Below are 17841 nucleotides of genomic sequence, written 5' to 3'. Positions count from 1 at the left end.
TCTTGTAATCAGAATATACATAACGTATTTAAGCGTGTCAAGTTCTCTATAAGAGGTTGTTCAAAAAATTCGGGAAAAAATAGCTTTTGATTCTGTGCATTGACTCGTTTCTCTGTGGCTCACGTATTATCACCAATTGAAAAAGTCGAAAATTACATTTTTTTTCACAGTTATGATGTTACAGGAATAACCAAATTGGGTATAGACTGGATAACGTTGGCGCATTTGGCTCTAAGGTTTACGAATAAAAAGGGGGCGATTGTCTTTTTTATAAATATTTACTAAACAACCGACATATTTTACTGATTTTTGTCGAAAAATAATCATAACAGTAAAAAATATTACCTTTTTAGATATTTTTTACATGAACCTATCTATTTATTATATTCAGATCTATAAGTTTCAAAGTTTAAAAAGATCTAATGCGAAAACTGTCATAACAGTATTCTATTAGCTGATACTATGATCTGATCATAATAAGTTTGTTCATAAAACAATTTTCAATTGACTTCTTTTGGAAATGTTGGTATTCTAAAATTGTAGAGAAATTTGTCGAACTATGACAACTGTTGACAATAAAAATACATTATCGTATCGGGAGGAGAATTGTTAATTATGAAATCTACTGGAATCGTACGTAAAGTTGATGAATTAGGACGTGTAGTTATCCCTATCGAGCTACGCCGTACTTTAGACATTGCTGAGAAAGATGCTCTTGAAATTTATGTCGATGATGACCGTATCGTTCTTAAAAAATATAAACCTAACATGACTTGTCAAGTAACTGGGGAAGTATCTGACAGCAACTTATCTATTGCTGATGGAAAGATTATTTTAAGCCCGTCTGGCGCTCGTGAAATTATGAAAGAACTAGAAAATTACATTACTACTCAAGAAAAATAAAACATAACAATTACAAGAAAAAGCTAGACGATGACCACATCGCCTAGCTTTTTCTTATCTTTCTATGTTACATGGAAGATTTGATACACTTCTCTTTTTGGCATTCCGCGATCTTTCGCAGTCATTTTAATCGCTTCTTTTGATCCTTCTCCCCGATCAATATAGTGTTCGACATGTTCTTTTATAGTGATGTTCTCCCACCATGCTGGTACAGAAGCTTCATTTACATCTTTATCTGATGCTCCTTCAATAACGAGAACACACTCTCCTTTTATACCAGAATGTTCAATTTCAGTTAAAACCTCTTCTGCTTTCCCTCTTATAATCGTTTCATACTGCTTTGTCAACTCACGGCAAAGGGCAATTTGCCGATTTCCTAGTACTTTTATGATTGATTGTACGGTCTCTTTTATTCTGTGCGGAGCCTCATAAATAATTAACGAACTTTTAACCAGCTTCCACTCATTTAAAGCTTGCTCTTTTTCTTTCTTCTTCCTATTCAAAAAGCCAAGAAAAGTGAATGCCTCTGTTGATAACCCTGATGTAACTAATGCAGGAAGAACAGCGTTTGCACCTGGTAACGGAATGACGGATAAGCCTTCCTCGATACACCGTGCAGCTAAGTCTGCACCAGGATCTGATATAGCCGGCATCCCAGCATCACTTACTAAAGCTACAATTTGGCCACCATTCATTCTTTCTACTAATTCATCTTCCCGCTCATGTTTATTATGCTCATGGTAACTAATTAGCGGTGTATCAATGTCAAAAGCATGACATAATTTTCTCGTATGTCTCGTGTCTTCTGCGGCGATCAGATCTGCTTCCTTTAACATATCTACAGCGCGAAATGTCATATCTTGCAGATTTCCAATTGGCGTCGGCACTAAGTACAGTTGACCTTTTTCTCTTTCTCTATAACTTTTTTGAACGTTCATTCGTTTCCACCTTTTTTTCTTCTATTAATGCTCGCTTTTCACCACGAGATAATTGCTTGATTTCATGTTCCCGCTGTAACGCTTCACTTTTTGTAGGAAAACATTCTTCATGTACAACGAGAAGCGGGGACCTTCCTCTCGTATATTTTGCGCCTTTTCCTTGTTCATGTAGTTTTAGCCGCCTTTGTACATCGGTTGTGTAACCTGTATAAAACGTGTCATCTTTACATTTTAAAATGTACACAAAATGTTTATCATCCTTCATAGTGCTTTTTAAACTCCTTTGTATATTGTTGCCCTTCTTCATATACAAATAACGGTGAATGTGTTTTTAATCCTTGCTTCCTGTCACGTACACCTTCGACGAGTACCATATTAGCCTCTTTCCCTGCTTTCGGGTGCACATACTGAAGCCTTTTAGGTTCTACTTTATACTTTCGCATGAGAGAAAAGATGTCAACGACTCGTTCGGGACGGTGGACCAATGCGACTTTCCCATATGACTTTACGAGCCTCGATGCGATTTGGATAACATCTTCAAGCGTACAAGCTACTTCATGCCGGGCAAGTGAGACACGTTCATTTTCATTTTTCCCTTTATCGTGTGTAACAGGAAAATACGGCGGATTGCACGTTACTGTATCATATTTTCCCCACATCACTTCAGTCGATAAATTGGTTATATCTTTGTTAATCATTCGAATTTGCTGATCTAAACCGTTTAACTGAATACTTTTTTGGGCTAAATGACATAGCAGTTCTTGAATTTCGACAGCAAGAATCGATGCATCGGTACGTAAAGACATAATTAGTGGTACTGCTCCGTTGCCGGCACATAAATCGATCACTTTCCCGTTACGAGGAAGGCTCGTAAATTTGGCTAGTAAGACGGCATCCATTGAAAACGAGAAGACATCGCTTCTTTGATAAATATATCGTTGTTTACCTGGCATATAATCGATTCGTTCTTTATTATTCGGACTCATTATTCGTATCCTTTTCTTTATGATCGTTTACCTCGTTCCTAAAAGTGGGCGGCTGTGCTTCGATTACCCTCCTTTTTTGGCAGGCTTTTTTAATGCTCTTTGCCTCTTGCACAATACAAGAAAAAAGCTGGTTCACATCGACTCCTCTTATCACATCATAGCAAATCTTTAATCGATTTACAGATTTAACAAGAGTCAATCTTAGGAACCAGCTTTAACGTTTATCTAACCATTAATTATTATTTAGCCTTACTACTAGTAGCTGCTGTACCTTTATTTAAAAAGGATAAGCAAAATAAACAGTCACCTTCTTGACGAATACTGCCATAATGATAATTACAAATGTGAAAACCTTCTTGATAAAGGCGAGCTAAATTATCATAGCCTTCACCATAATCACCTTGTACACGATTTGCTTTTTCATTCGCTTCTTCGTGGTGAGATGTATCTTTTTCTACTGTTTCTTTTACTTTTACAGCTTCCTTGTTCATTCGCGTCCGCAAATTTTCATTTTCCATCTGTAAATGGTTGTTCTCTTCGAGCAGAAAAGCTAACTGTTCTTTTAGCTCTCCTAACTCATGATGAAGACCACCAATTCGTTCTTCCATTTGACTGACACGTGTAAAGATTTCTTTTTTATTCACGATTCCCACACCTCATTATTTCGTGGTTTCCGTGGTGATGGCTCCTTCATTCATGAGCTCATCTAACGTATATTCGATGACTCGCTTTGATTCGTAAATCTCGATTTGGACGAGACGCTCCAGCATGTTCAAACCAACGACTTTCCCTTTGCCATAACTCGTTTTCATTTCCTCATTTAAATCTGGCAGTTCTTTCTTAGCCGACTCATACATGTCGTTTTCATATTTCAAACAGCACATGAGTCGACCGCACAGACCGGAAATTTTTGTAGGATTAAGTGACAAGTTTTGATCTTTAGCCATCTTAATAGAGACTGGCTCAAAATCCCCTAAAAATGTCGAACAGCAAAGCATTCTTCCACATGGCCCTATCCCACCGAGCATCTTCGCTTCATCGCGAACCCCGATTTGGCGCAATTCAATGCGTGTCCGAAAAATGGATGCCAAATCTTTAACGAGTTCACGGAAATCAATTCGACCGTCTGCTGTAAAATAAAAGAGTACTTTATTTCGGTCAAATGTATACTCAACATCGACAAGCTTCATGTCTAAATCGTGCTCAGTAATTTTGCTTAAGCAGACTTCAAACGCTTTCTGTGATTCTTCACGATTCTCTTCCACGATAAGCTTGTCCTTTTCAGTTGCAAGACGAAGAACACTTTTTAATGGAAGTACGACATCGTTTTCATCGACTTCTTTTATACCTATTACGACTTTACCGAACTCGATTCCACGAGCCGTTTCAACGATGACGTAATCATCAACTTGTATATCTATTTCACCGGGTGAGAAATAATAAATCTTCCCAGCTTTTTTAAACCGGACACCTACTACTCGATGCACGTTATCCCTCCTGTAAACGAAGGAGCAATTGCTCCATTAATAGCTGGGGAGCGGTATTTGCATCCAACCTACGTTTCGCATTCATTACCGCTTGGAGGTTTGCTCCCAGCTTCCTCTGACTTTGCTTTAAAGCATGGTCTTCCAATTTGTCTAATTGATCTATATAAACAACCTGATCCTTTTGATCGACTTGTATACGCAAAATATCTCTATACCAAATCATCATTAAGTCTAAGCCAATTTGCATTTCTTTTTTATCTTGAAAAAATGGTATCCATCCATCTTGTAAAGTAATGAATGCGTACTTTGGGCGCAAATAAATCTCATCAATTAATTGTATCACTTTGTTTCTTCCATTTGCAATCCAATTATCCTGGCAAAACTGCCGTGCTTCTTCCAAATCAGCGGTTATTTGGGCTACTGCACGTGCTTGTGCCTCAGAAATTCCATCATCTACTAATTTATGAATTAATCGTTCAGGTGAAAGGGGTGCAAATGTGAGTATTTGTGACCTGGAAACGATCGTCTTTATGACCCGGTGGTATTGTGTTGTCATAAGGACAGCTAATGACTCACCACCAGGTTCTTCAAGAAATTTCAAAATACTATTTGCTGCACCGTTCGTCATTTTTTCTGCATCTTCTACAAGATACACTTTTTTCAAAGATTCCATTCCCCGATAGCTAAACTCTTTTTTTAACTGACGAATCTGGTCAACTTTTATCGACTGGCCGTCAGGACGAATATAATGAACATCTGGATGGTTTCCTGAATCAATTCGCTTGCACTCAGTACAAGTATGACAAGGTTCTACTCCGTCCTTGTCTATACAGAAAAAAGATTTTGCTAACTCAATAGCAACCTCTTTTTTCCCTGTCCCTCGACTACCTTCAAAAAGGTAGGCATGAGCTAGTCTATTTTTTTTAAGACTGTTCGTAAGCATCTTAACAACGGTGGGCTGTGTTCCTTCTAACCTTTCCCAAGACATGGCTAATCCACCTTCTACTATTTAAATCAAGTTCAAAAAGCATCGAATTTTGAACAAACGTTAAAATTTTTCAAACTGTTCAACAGGTAAAACAAAAACTGTTGCTCCACCGACTTGCACTTCCACTGGATATGGAACATACGAATCCGCATTCCCACCCATCGGCGAAATCGGCGCAACAAGCTGTTCTCTTGATTGACAATTATCTTTTATAATCTGGAGGACTTGATCGACATGTTGATCTTCGGTACCTATCATAAAGGTAGTGTTACCCGCTTTTAAGAAACCGCCTGTACTTGCAAGTTTAGTTGCTCTATAATCATTTTCTATCAGCGCATCTGAAAGACGGTTACTATCTTTATCTTGCACAACAGCCATTATTAACTTCATTCGTTTCTCCTCCTTACTTTCTTTTCTATAAAGAGTGAGCAAAAGAGCAGTCAATGGAATGCCATTCTTTTTCCCAACCTCTCATCAGTGAAAGTGATTTTATTATATATTGTATTATAACAAGAAACAAACGTTGCGTAACATTTTCGACTTAGATTATGAATGAACTTTTAACACGAAGATTAACAATCACCTTTGTTTAAAAATTGCTCAATGACATGATACGTATGTTGAACAACCGATTCTAACGATTCTCCTCCATCAATTGTCTTTATCCGGGTAGGTTCTTCGCTTGCCAGCTTCTGATAAGCTCTTCTTACCATGAAATGAAAATCAATCTCTTCTTGATCTAGCCGATTATATTCACGGCCTTTATGTCCTTCTATACGTTTTAATCCTATCGTAGGTTCGATATCGACATAGCAAGTGAGATGAGGCATTAACCCGTCAGTCGCAAAAAGATTCATTTGACGGACTTCCTCAACCCCGATTCCTCTTGCAACACCTTGATAAACGATACTACTGTCAATAAAACGGTCGCAAAGAACGATATAGCCTTCTTCTAGTTTCGGAAGTACGGTTTCGACAAGGTGCTGTCTTCTCGCAGCTGCATAAAGAAGTGCTTCCGTTCGAGCGTCCATTTCGTTATGTTCAGGATCCAATATAATATGTCGAATCTTTTCTGCAATCGCACTTCCCCCTGGCTCCCTTGTTGCCATTACCTTTTTCCCTTGCTTTTGTAATGTTTCCATTATGGACTTTAGAACAGTTGTTTTACCTGCTCCTTCGCCACCTTCAAATGTAATAAATAAACCATTCACTGCTCATTTCTCCTATCTATGTAAATTAACGACTAAAATTCCTTGCTTTCTCCATTTATCTCCAGTTTGAAAATAACTATGGGCTTGATCATATCGCTTTAACTGACTACACTGCTCTTCACAAATCATTTCGCCCTTAAATATAAGCGGAACCCCTGGTGGATAAGGAGTAATTGTCTCAGCAGCTATATATCCGACTGCCTTTTCATATGGAACTAGAAATGTATCTATCTTTCTTATTTCTTCAGGCAAACATGTCGCTTCAGAAATAAGCTTTGATTTTTTTATAATCGGCCGGTATGGGTTTGTTTTCGTTTCATTTTTCTTTTGAAAAAGCTCAACCATTTCAGTTACTGGATAGTTTTTTATCTTTGTTGATAACGGTAATGTGAACAAAACGTTGTCTCGTGTTGAAAACTCGGCAAATATTTGTAATGTTTCCAATTGACGCCTCAGTTCATACCCATTTGCTCCAAATGGACTGAATAACAATACTTTCAAAGGGTCTTGTACGAAAGCACCGACTTCTTCAGGTGCTGACTTCCATTGTAAGTCTCCTTGAAAATGTTGTTTAAATGTTATTGCTTCCTTCTTCACTTCTTCATGAGAACTGTCTATTTTTTGCTGATATAAATACGCTCTTGCCAAATCTAATGAAGCTAATAATGGATAAGACGGACTGCTTGATTGCAGTACTTTTAAATAATGACTGACTGATTCGACTTCAACACGTTCATTTTGAATATGTAAAAAAGACGTCATCGTCATCGACGGAAGCATTTTATGAGCAGAATGGACAATGATATCTGCCCCTGCTTTAATGGCCGATTCTGGCCAGCTTTCACTATTAAACACGAAATGAGCTCCATGCGCTTCATCGACAAGGACAGGAATATTTACTTTATGGGCAGCCGCGACATGCTTTTTTAATGATTGACCGTATCCTTCATAAGTAGGGTTCGTTAGGATAAGAGCACTTGCCTCTGGATACCTTTGAATTGCCTCTTCCACGACCTCTACTGAAACACCTAAGGGCAGTCCGGTCATAGAATCTATTTCGGGTTCGAGAAAAACGGGTTTCGCTCCACTCAGCTCAATCCCATGAAAAATCGACTGATGACTGTTCCTCTGAACTAAAACGGTGTCTCCTCGCTGAACGACACTAAGGATCATTGCGAGGTTTCCAACCGTTGAACCGCCAACTAAGAAAAAACTGTGATCGACTTCATACAGATCGGCTGCTAACTGTTGTGCTTCTTTAATGACTCCACTTGGATTGTGTAAATCATCCATTCCGGAGATTTCCGTCACATCGAGCTGTAAAATCGCCTCATATACATTTTGTCCTTTCTTATGAAAGACTTTACCATTTTTATGGCCTGGTACATGATAGGATAAAGGGGCTTTATCTACATGTGTCATTAATTGGTCATATAATGGTGTTTTGAATTGGTCCATTAACATTCCAACCTTCACAAAATCATACTTTCACCATTATACAAAATATCAGTAACATTATATAGGCATCAAACAAGAAATGACCAAATTATGTCCCCTATGGCATATTAGCGAACAGTGCCACTTGTTTAATTAAGCATCATTATGAGCTATATTCGATATCACTTGTATGTGATAGAATTTAAAGAAAACATGTTGATTGATGACCATAAAAAACGATGACAAAGACCTTAGGTACACGTCTATCAATCAATATCAAATTAGTAATAGTTTGTGTTCAAAAGTGGGACAAAAAGAGCCACAAGCGTCACATAAAGAACTTCTACACGGATATGGTAACTTCGGCGTTCCCGCAGGACGCGGGGAGTTTAGCTGAAGACCTGACCTATCGAGTTGTCTCGACGAACAGGACGTTACGTTTTATCCGGTTGTCGGATACACGACAAAGCTCAGCTTGAAGAAGAAGAGACAGTGTTTTTCAAGGCTGCGAAGTTTTGAGTGGCGGAACGTATGGTGTTCATACGTGAGTAACGATAAACGAGTCAACGCAGAGATACGAAAGCTATTATTCCCAGACTTTTTGAACATCCTTTAATAATGAGTTCAGGCGGAGGAATACAATGACACCACTCACACCTGCATATGCACAAAAAGAGCTGTTTGCGAAAAGTTTTATGTATACGACCACGATTTTAGGTGGTCTTTTATACATGATTCAATTATTCCAGCTGCCTCAGCTTGAAACAGCATTTGTCATTTTACTGTTATTCGCTTTATTGATTGGAATTACTGAATACTTTCCGATCCCTGTATGGAACGGCTTTACGACCATCAATTTCCCAATCGTCTACGTCCTCTATCTCGTTTATGGCATCGAATATGCCATTGTGACTTATGGTGTCGTCATTTTGGTTGTCCACGCTTTACAAAAACGCCCATTTCGGACGGTATTATTTAACCCCGCGCAATTGATACTTAGTTTTTATGCTGGATATTTAGTCGCCACCTTTTTATCGACTTACATACTTAGTTCACTCACCACTCCAGTTTTAGAAGGCATTGTGATCTTTACGACATTTTTAATTATTCATGTCCTTATCAATAACGCTATTTTTGATGTGGTCCTTCTGTTAAGGCCACAAGCATACACATTCACTGCATGGAAAACAAAACTCAAGACAGAATTAAATAGTGCCTTGTTTTCATTAATTTACGGGATCTTGCTGTACGTCATATCCGCCGAAGACCGAGGTCATATCGATATTTTCTCTTACTTTTTCTTTTTCTCACCCCTTGTTGGTTTATCGATTATCGGCTCAAGTTTCATGCGGATCAAATCCGGTCGAAACCGGTTAAAGCGACTCTTCCATTTAACGAGAGATTTGAATAAGTTCATTCTAAAAGAAGAAGGACTTTCCGCTTTCATGATTAAATTTAAAGAACATATGGTATTTGATCAGTCCCTTCTTATTTTTAAAGAGGATGAAGAATGGAGAGTTGCACACCATGATCATCCAATTCAAGATTTGGGTTTAGAAGAGAAAGAAATTAATAAGGTCAATTGGGAAGAACAGATCTTTTATAAAAGTCGTAAAGACCAGAACGGGGGGCCTCTACAAAGACTATTTAGTGAAGATATGGAGTCATTCATTTACACACCGATTAAAATGAACCAAAACACTATTGGATTAATCATTGTCGCCAAAGCACGAACAAATAGTTTCATGGAAACAGAAATTAATATTCTTGCGACCGTGTCGAATCAATTGGCCGCTGTCCTCGTCACTCGAAAGCTTATTCAAGAACAAGAAGAACACCGATTGTTAGAAGAGCGGAACCGAATTGCTAGAAACATTCATGACGGGATTGCTCAGAATTTAGCAGCAGCGGTCATGCAATTAGAAACGATGGGGAGAAAAACGAACGACCAACGTATAAAACCGTTACTAGACTCGAGCATTGAAAACATGCGTCATAGTTTGTTTGAAGTTCGAAATTCCATTTACACGCTCAGTCCACCTAAAGAAGAAACGGTCGGACTGATTCCTGCTATGAATAAACGTATTGAAACTTTTATGCGCCAATCACAACATTACGTCTCTTTCAAAATTGAAGGAAAACCATATGATTTAAGTTCGTTAGTGGAACAAGTCATTTACAATACGTTCCAAGAGAGTGTTCAAAACAGTATTAAACATAGCGGAAGTGAACAAACACACGTCCGACTAGCATATAAACAAGATGAAACGGTATTATGTGTAAAAGATGATGGACAAGGCTTTTCGCTCCTTCAAGCTATGATAAAAGCCGAACAGGATTCCCATTTCGGCATCAGCCATATGAATGAAGCCGCAGAAAAAATTAACGGCACATTAGATATTGAAAGTGCGGAGGGCAAAGGTACAGAAATCACATTAACTGTCCCTCGGATTGAAATGGAGGCATCGAAACATGATTAAAACCTTTTTGATTGATGATCACGCCGTTTTGCGGGACGGTCTTAAAAATGTTTTACAAGCAGAAGCTACCATTAAAGTTGTCGGAGAATCCAATGCTCATGATCGAATTTTAGATAATTTGAAATCGAGCAACCCTGATGTCGTCATTTTAGACATCAATATGCCTGAGAAAAATGGGTTGGACTTACTTGCAGAAATTAAAGAAATGGACCCATCGATGAAAGTGTTGATCTTAACGATGTTTAGTCAGGAAAACTATTTTTACCGAGCGATTGAACTAGGAGCAGAAGGTTACGTGTTAAAAGATTCGCCAACTTCACAAGTGATTGAAGCTGTATTCGTTATTCATAAAGGTGAATCTTACATTCATTCCATCATGACAAAGAAATTGATCGATTACCATCAAAACAAACATACGGCTTCGACGAAAGCAGAATTAACCGATCGCGAAAAAGAAGTACTACAAATTCTAGTAGAAGGCTTATCAAACAAGGAAATTGCGAAGCGACTTTATATATCTGAAACAACCGTTAAGATTCATGTAAGTAAAATCTTCCGTAAGCTCAATGTAAAAAGCCGTTCTCAAGCGATTATTCATGCAGTTCAAAATAAACTCATTACGATTCCACCGAAATAATTCACTTAGTCGGGCATTATTCGTACACCCTTACTTAAAAAGGTTTGGGTGTTTTTTTTTTCCCCCCTTTGATTCCCTGACCTCTCTAATACTTTCGTATGATACAAACACTACTTATGGGTCACTTTTTATACCCAAACGCACAATTGTTAATAATTTTCAGAAAACATATACTCTTCTTGAAAGGAGGGATCGTCGTGAAAAAATTTCTCATTTTCACCCTAAGCTTAGCTTTAATCTTATTGATTACGATGTTACATAATGGGTCTTCACAAGCTCTCGATGCTAACCTCGATAAAATTGACAGTGAGCTAAATGATTTAATAAGCAGTGGCTTTAATACTGCCGAAGTTGTTATTACTTTCCACGAATCAACACAAGATGACCGAATCTCACTTCTTAAGAAACTCGGGTTAGAAACAGCTGTTGTGTTCGAAGAATTACCTTTAGCAGGTGCGATTGTAACGGAAGAACTTCTCTTCAACGTGATTGAACATGAAAAGATTAGAGGGATCTTTTATAACCAGGAGCTTGAGTACGATAATTACAGTGCAACGGAACAAACTGGTGTAAATGCTGTTAGAACGAGTTCAGATTTCCAAAAGGAAAATGACGGATTCCCAATCACTGGTAATGGTGTTGGGGTTGTAGTAAACGACAGTGGCGTTGATGGAACTCATGATGACCATAAATTAGGCAACAATCTCGTTCAAAATGTGGCGGGACAATTAAATTTAAACTCAATTAGTGGGATCTTACCAATTTTTCACCTTGAAGATGTACCGAACACAGATACTAGCTCTGGTCACGGCACACATGTGTCAGGAACCGTAGGTGGAACAGGTGCTAAATCTGGCGGTAAATACGAAGGTGTTGCTCCGGGAGCGAATATCGTTGGTTACGGTTCAGGTGCAGCGATTGCGATGTTAGATATTTTAGGCGGTTTTGAATATGCGCTTGTAAATCAACAGCGATACAATATCCGCGTTATTACAAACTCCTGGGGTTCAACAGGAGATGCTGGTAATCCGTTCAACCCAGAGGATCCAATTAACATCGCAACGAAAAAATTGTATGATCGGGGCATTTTAACAGTCTTTTCTGCCGGTAACTCTGGTCCAGAAGAAGGAACAATTTCTGGTAACTACAAGAAAGCTCCTTGGGTCGTGACTGTTGCAGCAGCAGAACGTGATCAAACACTGACAAACTTCTCATCTCGTGGTGTGGAAAATGGCGGCGGCACCGCTGTTGTTGATGGGGAAGAATGGGAGTGGGTTGACCGTCCAACCGTGACATCACCAGGACGTTTAATCATTTCAACACGCGTTATTGGGACACTTTCCGCCTTATCAGCGGCAAACGATATTGAACACATTGAGCCCGGCTATTTGCCTTATTATGCAACAATGAGTGGAACGTCTATGGCAGCACCGCATGTTGCAGGTGTAGCAGCCCTAATTTTCGAAGCTAACCCTTCATTAAACCCTTTAGAAGTGAAGGAAATCATTGAAACGACCGCTACTGAAATGGAAGGTTATGAAGATTGGGAAGTTGGCGGGGGATTTATCAATGCATATGACGCTGTGGAAGAAGCAATGAACGACAAATAATCATCAATTATGAAAGGATGAAATCATTTGAAACGATACATTTTATCGTTTGGTGCGATCGTCGCATCACTCGTGATTGCCCTTTTTTTCTATAACGGTGACTCCAGCATTCACGCAAATCAAGACGTCAAAATTGGAGAGTCACTAGAAGAAGCATTAAAGAATAACTTAGAAATTTATGAAGTGATTATTACGTATGATCAAGATAAACCTGTATCAGACGATCAATTGAACTTCCTTGATTCATTAGGAATTTCAACAGGTGTCACTATGGAGACTCTTCCAATCGCTGGCGTATTAGCAACTAAGAGTCAAATTGAAACGTTAAAAGAACAAGACGATATTCTTTCAATTTATTTGAATGAAGAGCTTGAGTATTTCAATGCCAAATCAACAGATCTAACAGGTGTTGAGCGTGCTCGCCGCTCACAAGAATTCCAAAATGTAAATGACGGTTTCCCATTTACTGGTGACAGTGTTGGAGTTGTCGTCCATGATAGTGGTGTCGATGGGCTACATAAAGACCACGAATTTGGTCAAAACCTCGTACAAAATGTTATGGCTTCATTGAATTTAAACGCTTTAGATCCTGAATTACTTCCTGTCACTTATGTAGAAGACGTTAAAAATACAGACACAAACTCTGGGCACGGAACGCACGTAGCCGGTACTGTAGGTGGAACAGGCGCTCATTCTGGCGGAAAATATGAAGGTGTTGCACCAGGTGCTGACCTCATTGGTTACGGTTCGGGAGCCGCTTTATTTATTCTTGATGGAATTGGCGGATTCGACTACGCCGTAACCAACCAAACTCGTTATGACATTCGTGTGATTACTAACTCTTGGGGAAGTTCAGGAGACTTTGATCCTTACCATCCAATAAATGTTGCAAGTAAGAAAGCATACGACCGTGGCATTACCGTCTTATTTGCTGCTGGTAATTCTGGACCTGGCGAGAACACACACAATCCATATGCAAAAGCACCATGGGTCATCAGTGTCGGTGCTGGTGTCAAAGATGGGACATTAGCAGATTTCTCTTCTCGTGGAACAAAAGATGGCGGTGGTACATTCATCATTGATGGTCAAGAATTCACATGGAGAGATGAGCCAACGGTTGTTGCTCCAGGTGTGGATATTATCTCAACGAAAACGACCTCCCCTCTAGCAGTGTTAAGTGTGGAAAAAGACGCTGAAATGATTGAAACAGCTTATCTGCCGTATTACACGGTCATGAGCGGGACGTCAATGGCTACTCCTCACGTAGCAGGAATTGTTGCTTTATTACTTGAAGCTGATCCAACATTATCTCCCGATGAAGTAAAAGCCATCCTGCAAAATACAGCAACAAACATGCCAGGATATGAATCATGGGAAGTTGGTGCAGGTTATGTGAATGCATATGCTGCTCTTGACTCCGTTCTTTTCGATAAAGATTATGGTTCAGTATTAAATATCAATCAAGACTTCAACAGTCATGTTGAAACAACAACAGAACATAATAGCTTTACAATTGATTACGACCCTCTCGGTGCAACGTCAAATTCTTACCTCTTTGAAGTAGAAGAGGGTGTTGCTGGATTGTCTGCACGCATAGATGGGAAAGGTCTCTATGAGTTAACTGGAAACCCAGTGAACTTAGTCCTTGTTGATCCAAATGGTGAAGAGTACTCATCAGGAGTTTCACTCTTATTCACTCTTTACTTTGATCGCGTCGTTCAAGTGAGTAACCCAATAGAGGGTGAGTGGGAATTAAAAGTCATCGGTTTACGTGGACATGAAGTGAACCCACTTGGACTTGCTTTACCAGAAGAAGTTGAAGGCACTATCAGACTAACAACCGTTTCTGACTTTACTGGATTGAACGATGTTGAAGGGCATTCTGCGGAAGATGCGATTAAATTAGCTGTTTCTAATCGTTTAGTCGACGGTTTCAACGATAACCGATTCATGCCAAACCAAAACATAAAGCGGGAAGACTTAGCACGTTATCTCGTGATGGGAACAGGGATTCGACAAAATCTCGACCTTTCAGGTCAATTAGGTGTTGATAGTGAATTAGATGCCTATGCATCAGCTGTCGCTTCACAAGGAGCTGCAATAAAAGATGCGAAACAATATGACGATGGTGTCATGATAATCAATGACGGTCAATTTGACCCACGTGGTAATGTAGCTCGTGCAGAACTCTCCTATTCTCTTGTACAAGCGCTAGGCTTACAAGAGGAAGCAAAAGATTTTGATGGTGATATTACCGTTCAATACAAAGATGAGCACATCGTGTTAGAAGACCAAGATGATGTACCTGAACACCTTCGCGGCTATGTTCAGTTAGCCATCAATCTCAACATAATGAATGTCAACTTCGATGTAGAACAAGATGACTTCGCATTAGAACCAGAAATCACAGCAACATTCTCACCTGATCACAAAGTAACGCGTGGTGAGTATGCGGCAACAATCGTCCGTTATTACGAGGCTTTCTTGAAATAAATTATCATGGAAGTCTCCTTAATAAAAATCAGTCCTACTCCATTAGAGTTGGGCTGATTTTTTTCGGTGTTTTTTCTTTTCTACAAAACATGCCTGATTCTCGTGAAATGGAAAACCAGGCATTTTATCAGATAACGAATCATTAATGCACTCTACTGCTTTGATAAGGAATCAGCTGATCTCGGACCTGACTGAGCTGTTCGACATAATAATCATAGCTTTCATCCTCAACATCACTTTCAACAACATCTCTTTCACAATGTTTACAAATAAAGAAGTTTACTAAATGAATGCCTGCCTCTTTTTTCTCTTTACAAATCAAGCATTCTTGGAAACAATCTTTCTTTTCTTCTTTCAATATACTTTTCATCGTTTCTCCACCTCCATTTATAGTATGGCCGAGAACGAACAACTCTATCCTTTTTATCTATGAAAATAGATGATTCACTATATGCAACACTTTTCGTCCTTGTTCCTGTCTCGATAAAAAAGTAAATGCAACCTTTTCAATTAAAAAAATTGTTTCATTCTAATTTTGACTTACTCAAGAATAGACTGGCAATGATTGATACATACTACGAAAGCTTACACAAAGTAATTTCGATTAACACAAAGGAGACTGCTATGAATAACAAAAGTTTGATTGATTGGCCTACTTTTATTGGTGCTATAGCTATATTATTGATCGTCGCAGTACCGTTAATCACTGTACCAGAATTTGGGGACATGGCAATTACAGCAGCGAACAGTTTCGTAACCCATAACTTTGGTGTCCTTTACTTACTAATCGGAATAGTGCTTTTCATTTTCTTAATATACATCGCTTTTAGCCAGTATGGACGTATTGTTTTAGGAACTAAAGGAGTTCAGCCAGAGTTTAATACGTTAACTTGGGCAGCAATGCTCTTTGCTGCAGGGATCGGTTCTAGTGTTCTCTATTGGGGGACAATTGAGTGGGCTTTTTATTATCAATCTCCGCCATTTGGAGTCGAGCCAGGAACAAGAGAAGCCATTGAATGGGCTGTTACATATGGTATTTTTCATTGGGGACCGATAGCATGGGCAATTTACTGCTTACCTGCTTTACCGATTTCATATTTCTTTTACGTCCGTAAACGTCCAGTGTTAAAAGTAAGTGAGGCTTGCAGACCTGTATTAAAAAAATATGCAGACGGTCCTGTCGGGACAATTGTTGATGTTTTATTTATGTTTGGTCTATTAGGTGGAGCTGGTACAACAATGGCATTAGCCACTCCATTAATTGGTGCTGGTGTTAGTCACTTTACTGGCATTGAGCCAGATATTGTCTTATATACAATTGTTCTCATTATCGCTACAACGATCTTTGCGATTAGTTCATACACAGGACTTCGAAAAGGCATTAGAATGCTCAGTAACCTAAACCTCTGGCTGTCATTCATCTTGTTAGGCTTTGTGTTCATTGTCGGTCCAACTGTTTTTCTCAGTCAGTCAATGATCAACAGTGTCGGTCTATTAGCAGACAATTTCTTTCGGATGAGCATGTGGGCTGAACCTTTTAAAGATTTAGGGCCTTTTGAACGGACAGGCTTTCCAGAAGATTGGACGATCTTCTATTGGGCTTGGTGGCTCGTTTATGCACCATTTGTCGGTTTGTTCGTTGCTCGTATTTCAAAAGGTCGAACAATTCGTGAAATGGTTGTCGGAACGCTTGTTTATGGTACAGTCGGCTGTTTATTATTTTTCGGGATCCTCGGTAATTTTGGTTTATATCTAGAACTTAGCGGGCAGTATTCAGTAATCGAGACGATGAACAATGTAAGTACAGAAGCAGCGATTATAGAAACGATTGCCCAATTACCATTGAGTCCTATATTCGTCACAATCTTTGTCGTCCTTGCCCTTGTGTTCCTCGCTACAACCTTTGACTCTGGTTCATACATTTTAGCCTCTGTCACGCAAAAAGAAATTGACGATGAACCAATTCGATGGAATCGTATGTTTTGGGCAATTATTTTAGCCACTCCCTCGATTATTTTAATGTACTTAGGAGGACTGGAAACGCTACAGACAGCAAGCATTGTCGGAGGGTTCCCGCTCATTTTTATTATGATCATGCTCGCAGTTTCCTTTAAGCGTGCTGTCAATGCTGACATGCCGAAAACGTTTGGTACGAAGTATTATATTTATCCTGATGAAAGAGAATAAACCATCGACTGTCCTAACTGCGATTATATCGCTTCAGGACAGTCACTTTTTGTGTCGTTGTGGACGTATGTATCGTTTATCCGCGAAAATCCGGGTTTATCTGATGGTTTATCCGCGAATTTTTCAGTTTATCCGGTAAAAATTTCATTTTATCCGCTAACTAGAATGATTCTAAATTAATGATACACAAACCATTTTCCCCTCAATAACATCTCATTTCATAAAAAAAGACACCTTCTTTTGAAGGTGCCTTTGATAGCCCAGCAGCGTCCTACTCTCACAGGGGGAGAGCCCCCAACTACCATCGGCGCTGGAGAGCTTAACTTCCGTGTTCGGCATGGGAACGGGTGTGACCTCTCCGCTATCGTCACTGGACTATTTAAATGTTGAGAAGTTCTCTTGTTTCATTGCCTACTCATACAAGGCAATTCAACTTTTCTTTATCCTCTCAAAACTAGATAACATTTGACTGATGACCTTCGGT

General features: G+C 39.1%; 16 protein-coding genes and 1 rRNA gene. 6 read left to right on the top strand and 11 right to left on the bottom strand.

Annotated elements, in window-relative coordinates:
• Nucleotides 1–615: 615 nt before the first annotated feature.
• Entirely contained in the window at nucleotides 616–903 is a 288-nt protein-coding gene (locus tag CD001_RS02975) for an AbrB/MazE/SpoVT family DNA-binding domain-containing protein (protein WP_096186137.1), read from the top strand.
• Nucleotides 904–965: 62 nt separating this feature from the next.
• On the opposite strand, the gene rsmI is transcribed toward CD001_RS02975, so the two are convergent.
• The 9 genes from rsmI to CD001_RS02930 form a co-directional block, all read right to left on the bottom strand.
• Nucleotides 966–1841, bottom strand: a complete 876-nt coding sequence (gene rsmI / locus CD001_RS02970) for a 16S rRNA (cytidine(1402)-2'-O)-methyltransferase (RefSeq protein ID WP_096186136.1) — start codon at nucleotides 1839–1841, stop codon at nucleotides 966–968.
• Nucleotides 1819–2106: a GIY-YIG nuclease family protein gene (locus CD001_RS02965; protein WP_096186135.1), complete on the bottom strand. Its 288-nt coding sequence runs from the start codon at nucleotides 2104–2106 to the stop codon at nucleotides 1819–1821. Before CD001_RS02965 ends, rsmI begins: the two co-directional genes overlap by 23 nt.
• Entirely contained in the window at nucleotides 2096–2827 is a 732-nt protein-coding gene (locus CD001_RS02960; protein WP_096186134.1) for a tRNA1(Val) (adenine(37)-N6)-methyltransferase, read from the bottom strand. The genes CD001_RS02965 and CD001_RS02960 overlap by 11 nt, the downstream gene beginning before the upstream one ends.
• 239 nt (nucleotides 2828–3066) lie before the next feature.
• Complete coding sequence (gene yabA, locus CD001_RS02955; protein WP_142303539.1) at nucleotides 3067–3471, bottom strand: DNA replication initiation control protein YabA; 405 nt, start codon at nucleotides 3469–3471, stop codon at nucleotides 3067–3069.
• Nucleotides 3472–3486: 15 nt separating this feature from the next.
• Nucleotides 3487–4314: a PSP1 domain-containing protein gene (locus tag CD001_RS02950; RefSeq protein WP_096186133.1), complete on the bottom strand. Its 828-nt coding sequence runs from the start codon at nucleotides 4312–4314 to the stop codon at nucleotides 3487–3489.
• Nucleotide 4315: 1 nt separating this feature from the next.
• Nucleotides 4316–5302 carry a DNA polymerase III subunit delta' gene (gene holB, locus CD001_RS02945; protein WP_096186132.1) on the bottom strand — a complete coding sequence of 329 codons (987 nt, stop codon included), beginning with the start codon at nucleotides 5300–5302 and terminating at the stop codon, nucleotides 4316–4318.
• Nucleotides 5303–5362: 60 nt separating this feature from the next.
• On the bottom strand, nucleotides 5363–5692 hold the full coding sequence (locus tag CD001_RS02940; protein WP_096186131.1) for a cyclic-di-AMP receptor: 330 nt from the start codon (nucleotides 5690–5692) through the stop codon (nucleotides 5363–5365).
• A 182-nt stretch (nucleotides 5693–5874) separates the two neighbouring features.
• On the bottom strand, nucleotides 5875–6513 hold the full coding sequence (gene tmk / locus CD001_RS02935) for a dTMP kinase (RefSeq protein ID WP_096186130.1): 639 nt from the start codon (nucleotides 6511–6513) through the stop codon (nucleotides 5875–5877).
• Between the two features lie 12 nt (nucleotides 6514–6525).
• On the bottom strand, nucleotides 6526–7971 hold the full coding sequence (locus tag CD001_RS02930) for an aminotransferase class I/II-fold pyridoxal phosphate-dependent enzyme (protein WP_179298587.1): 1446 nt from the start codon (nucleotides 7969–7971) through the stop codon (nucleotides 6526–6528).
• A 620-nt stretch (nucleotides 7972–8591) separates the two neighbouring features.
• Here CD001_RS02930 and CD001_RS02925 point away from each other — a divergent pair.
• The 4 genes from CD001_RS02925 to CD001_RS02910 all read left to right on the top strand — a co-directional run bounded on the left by CD001_RS02925 (nucleotide 8592) and on the right by CD001_RS02910 (nucleotide 15170).
• Nucleotides 8592–10430: a sensor histidine kinase gene (locus CD001_RS02925; protein WP_096186128.1), complete on the top strand. Its 1839-nt coding sequence runs from the start codon at nucleotides 8592–8594 to the stop codon at nucleotides 10428–10430.
• Nucleotides 10423–11067, top strand: a complete 645-nt coding sequence (locus CD001_RS02920) for a response regulator (RefSeq protein WP_096186127.1) — start codon at nucleotides 10423–10425, stop codon at nucleotides 11065–11067. The genes CD001_RS02925 and CD001_RS02920 overlap by 8 nt, the downstream gene beginning before the upstream one ends.
• Before the next feature lie 197 nt (nucleotides 11068–11264).
• Nucleotides 11265–12677 carry a S8 family serine peptidase gene (locus tag CD001_RS02915; RefSeq protein WP_257009692.1) on the top strand — a complete coding sequence of 471 codons (1413 nt, stop codon included), beginning with the start codon at nucleotides 11265–11267 and terminating at the stop codon, nucleotides 12675–12677.
• A 27-nt stretch (nucleotides 12678–12704) separates the two neighbouring features.
• Complete coding sequence (locus CD001_RS02910) at nucleotides 12705–15170, top strand: S8 family serine peptidase (protein WP_096186126.1); 2466 nt, start codon at nucleotides 12705–12707, stop codon at nucleotides 15168–15170.
• A gap of 142 nt (nucleotides 15171–15312) precedes the next feature.
• On the opposite strand, the gene CD001_RS02905 is transcribed toward CD001_RS02910, so the two are convergent.
• Nucleotides 15313–15540, bottom strand: a complete 228-nt coding sequence (locus tag CD001_RS02905; protein WP_096186125.1) for a sigma factor G inhibitor Gin — start codon at nucleotides 15538–15540, stop codon at nucleotides 15313–15315.
• A 254-nt stretch (nucleotides 15541–15794) separates the two neighbouring features.
• Here CD001_RS02905 and CD001_RS02900 point away from each other — a divergent pair, with 254 nt between their 5' ends.
• Entirely contained in the window at nucleotides 15795–17357 is a 1563-nt protein-coding gene (locus tag CD001_RS02900; RefSeq protein ID WP_096186124.1) for a BCCT family transporter, read from the top strand.
• A gap of 258 nt (nucleotides 17358–17615) precedes the next feature.
• Here CD001_RS02900 and rrf read toward each other — a convergent pair.
• Nucleotides 17616–17732, bottom strand: a 5S ribosomal RNA gene (rrf, locus tag CD001_RS02895).
• Between the last annotated feature and the right edge of the window lie 109 nt (nucleotides 17733–17841).

The organism is Evansella halocellulosilytica (genome assembly GCF_002335745.1).
In the GTDB taxonomy this organism is placed as follows: domain Bacteria; phylum Bacillota; class Bacilli; order Bacillales; family Salisediminibacteriaceae; genus Bacillus_CA; species Bacillus_CA halocellulosilytica.
The sequence above is the reverse complement of the archived record's forward strand: the minus strand, read 5'-3'. Positions and strand labels throughout refer to the sequence as shown.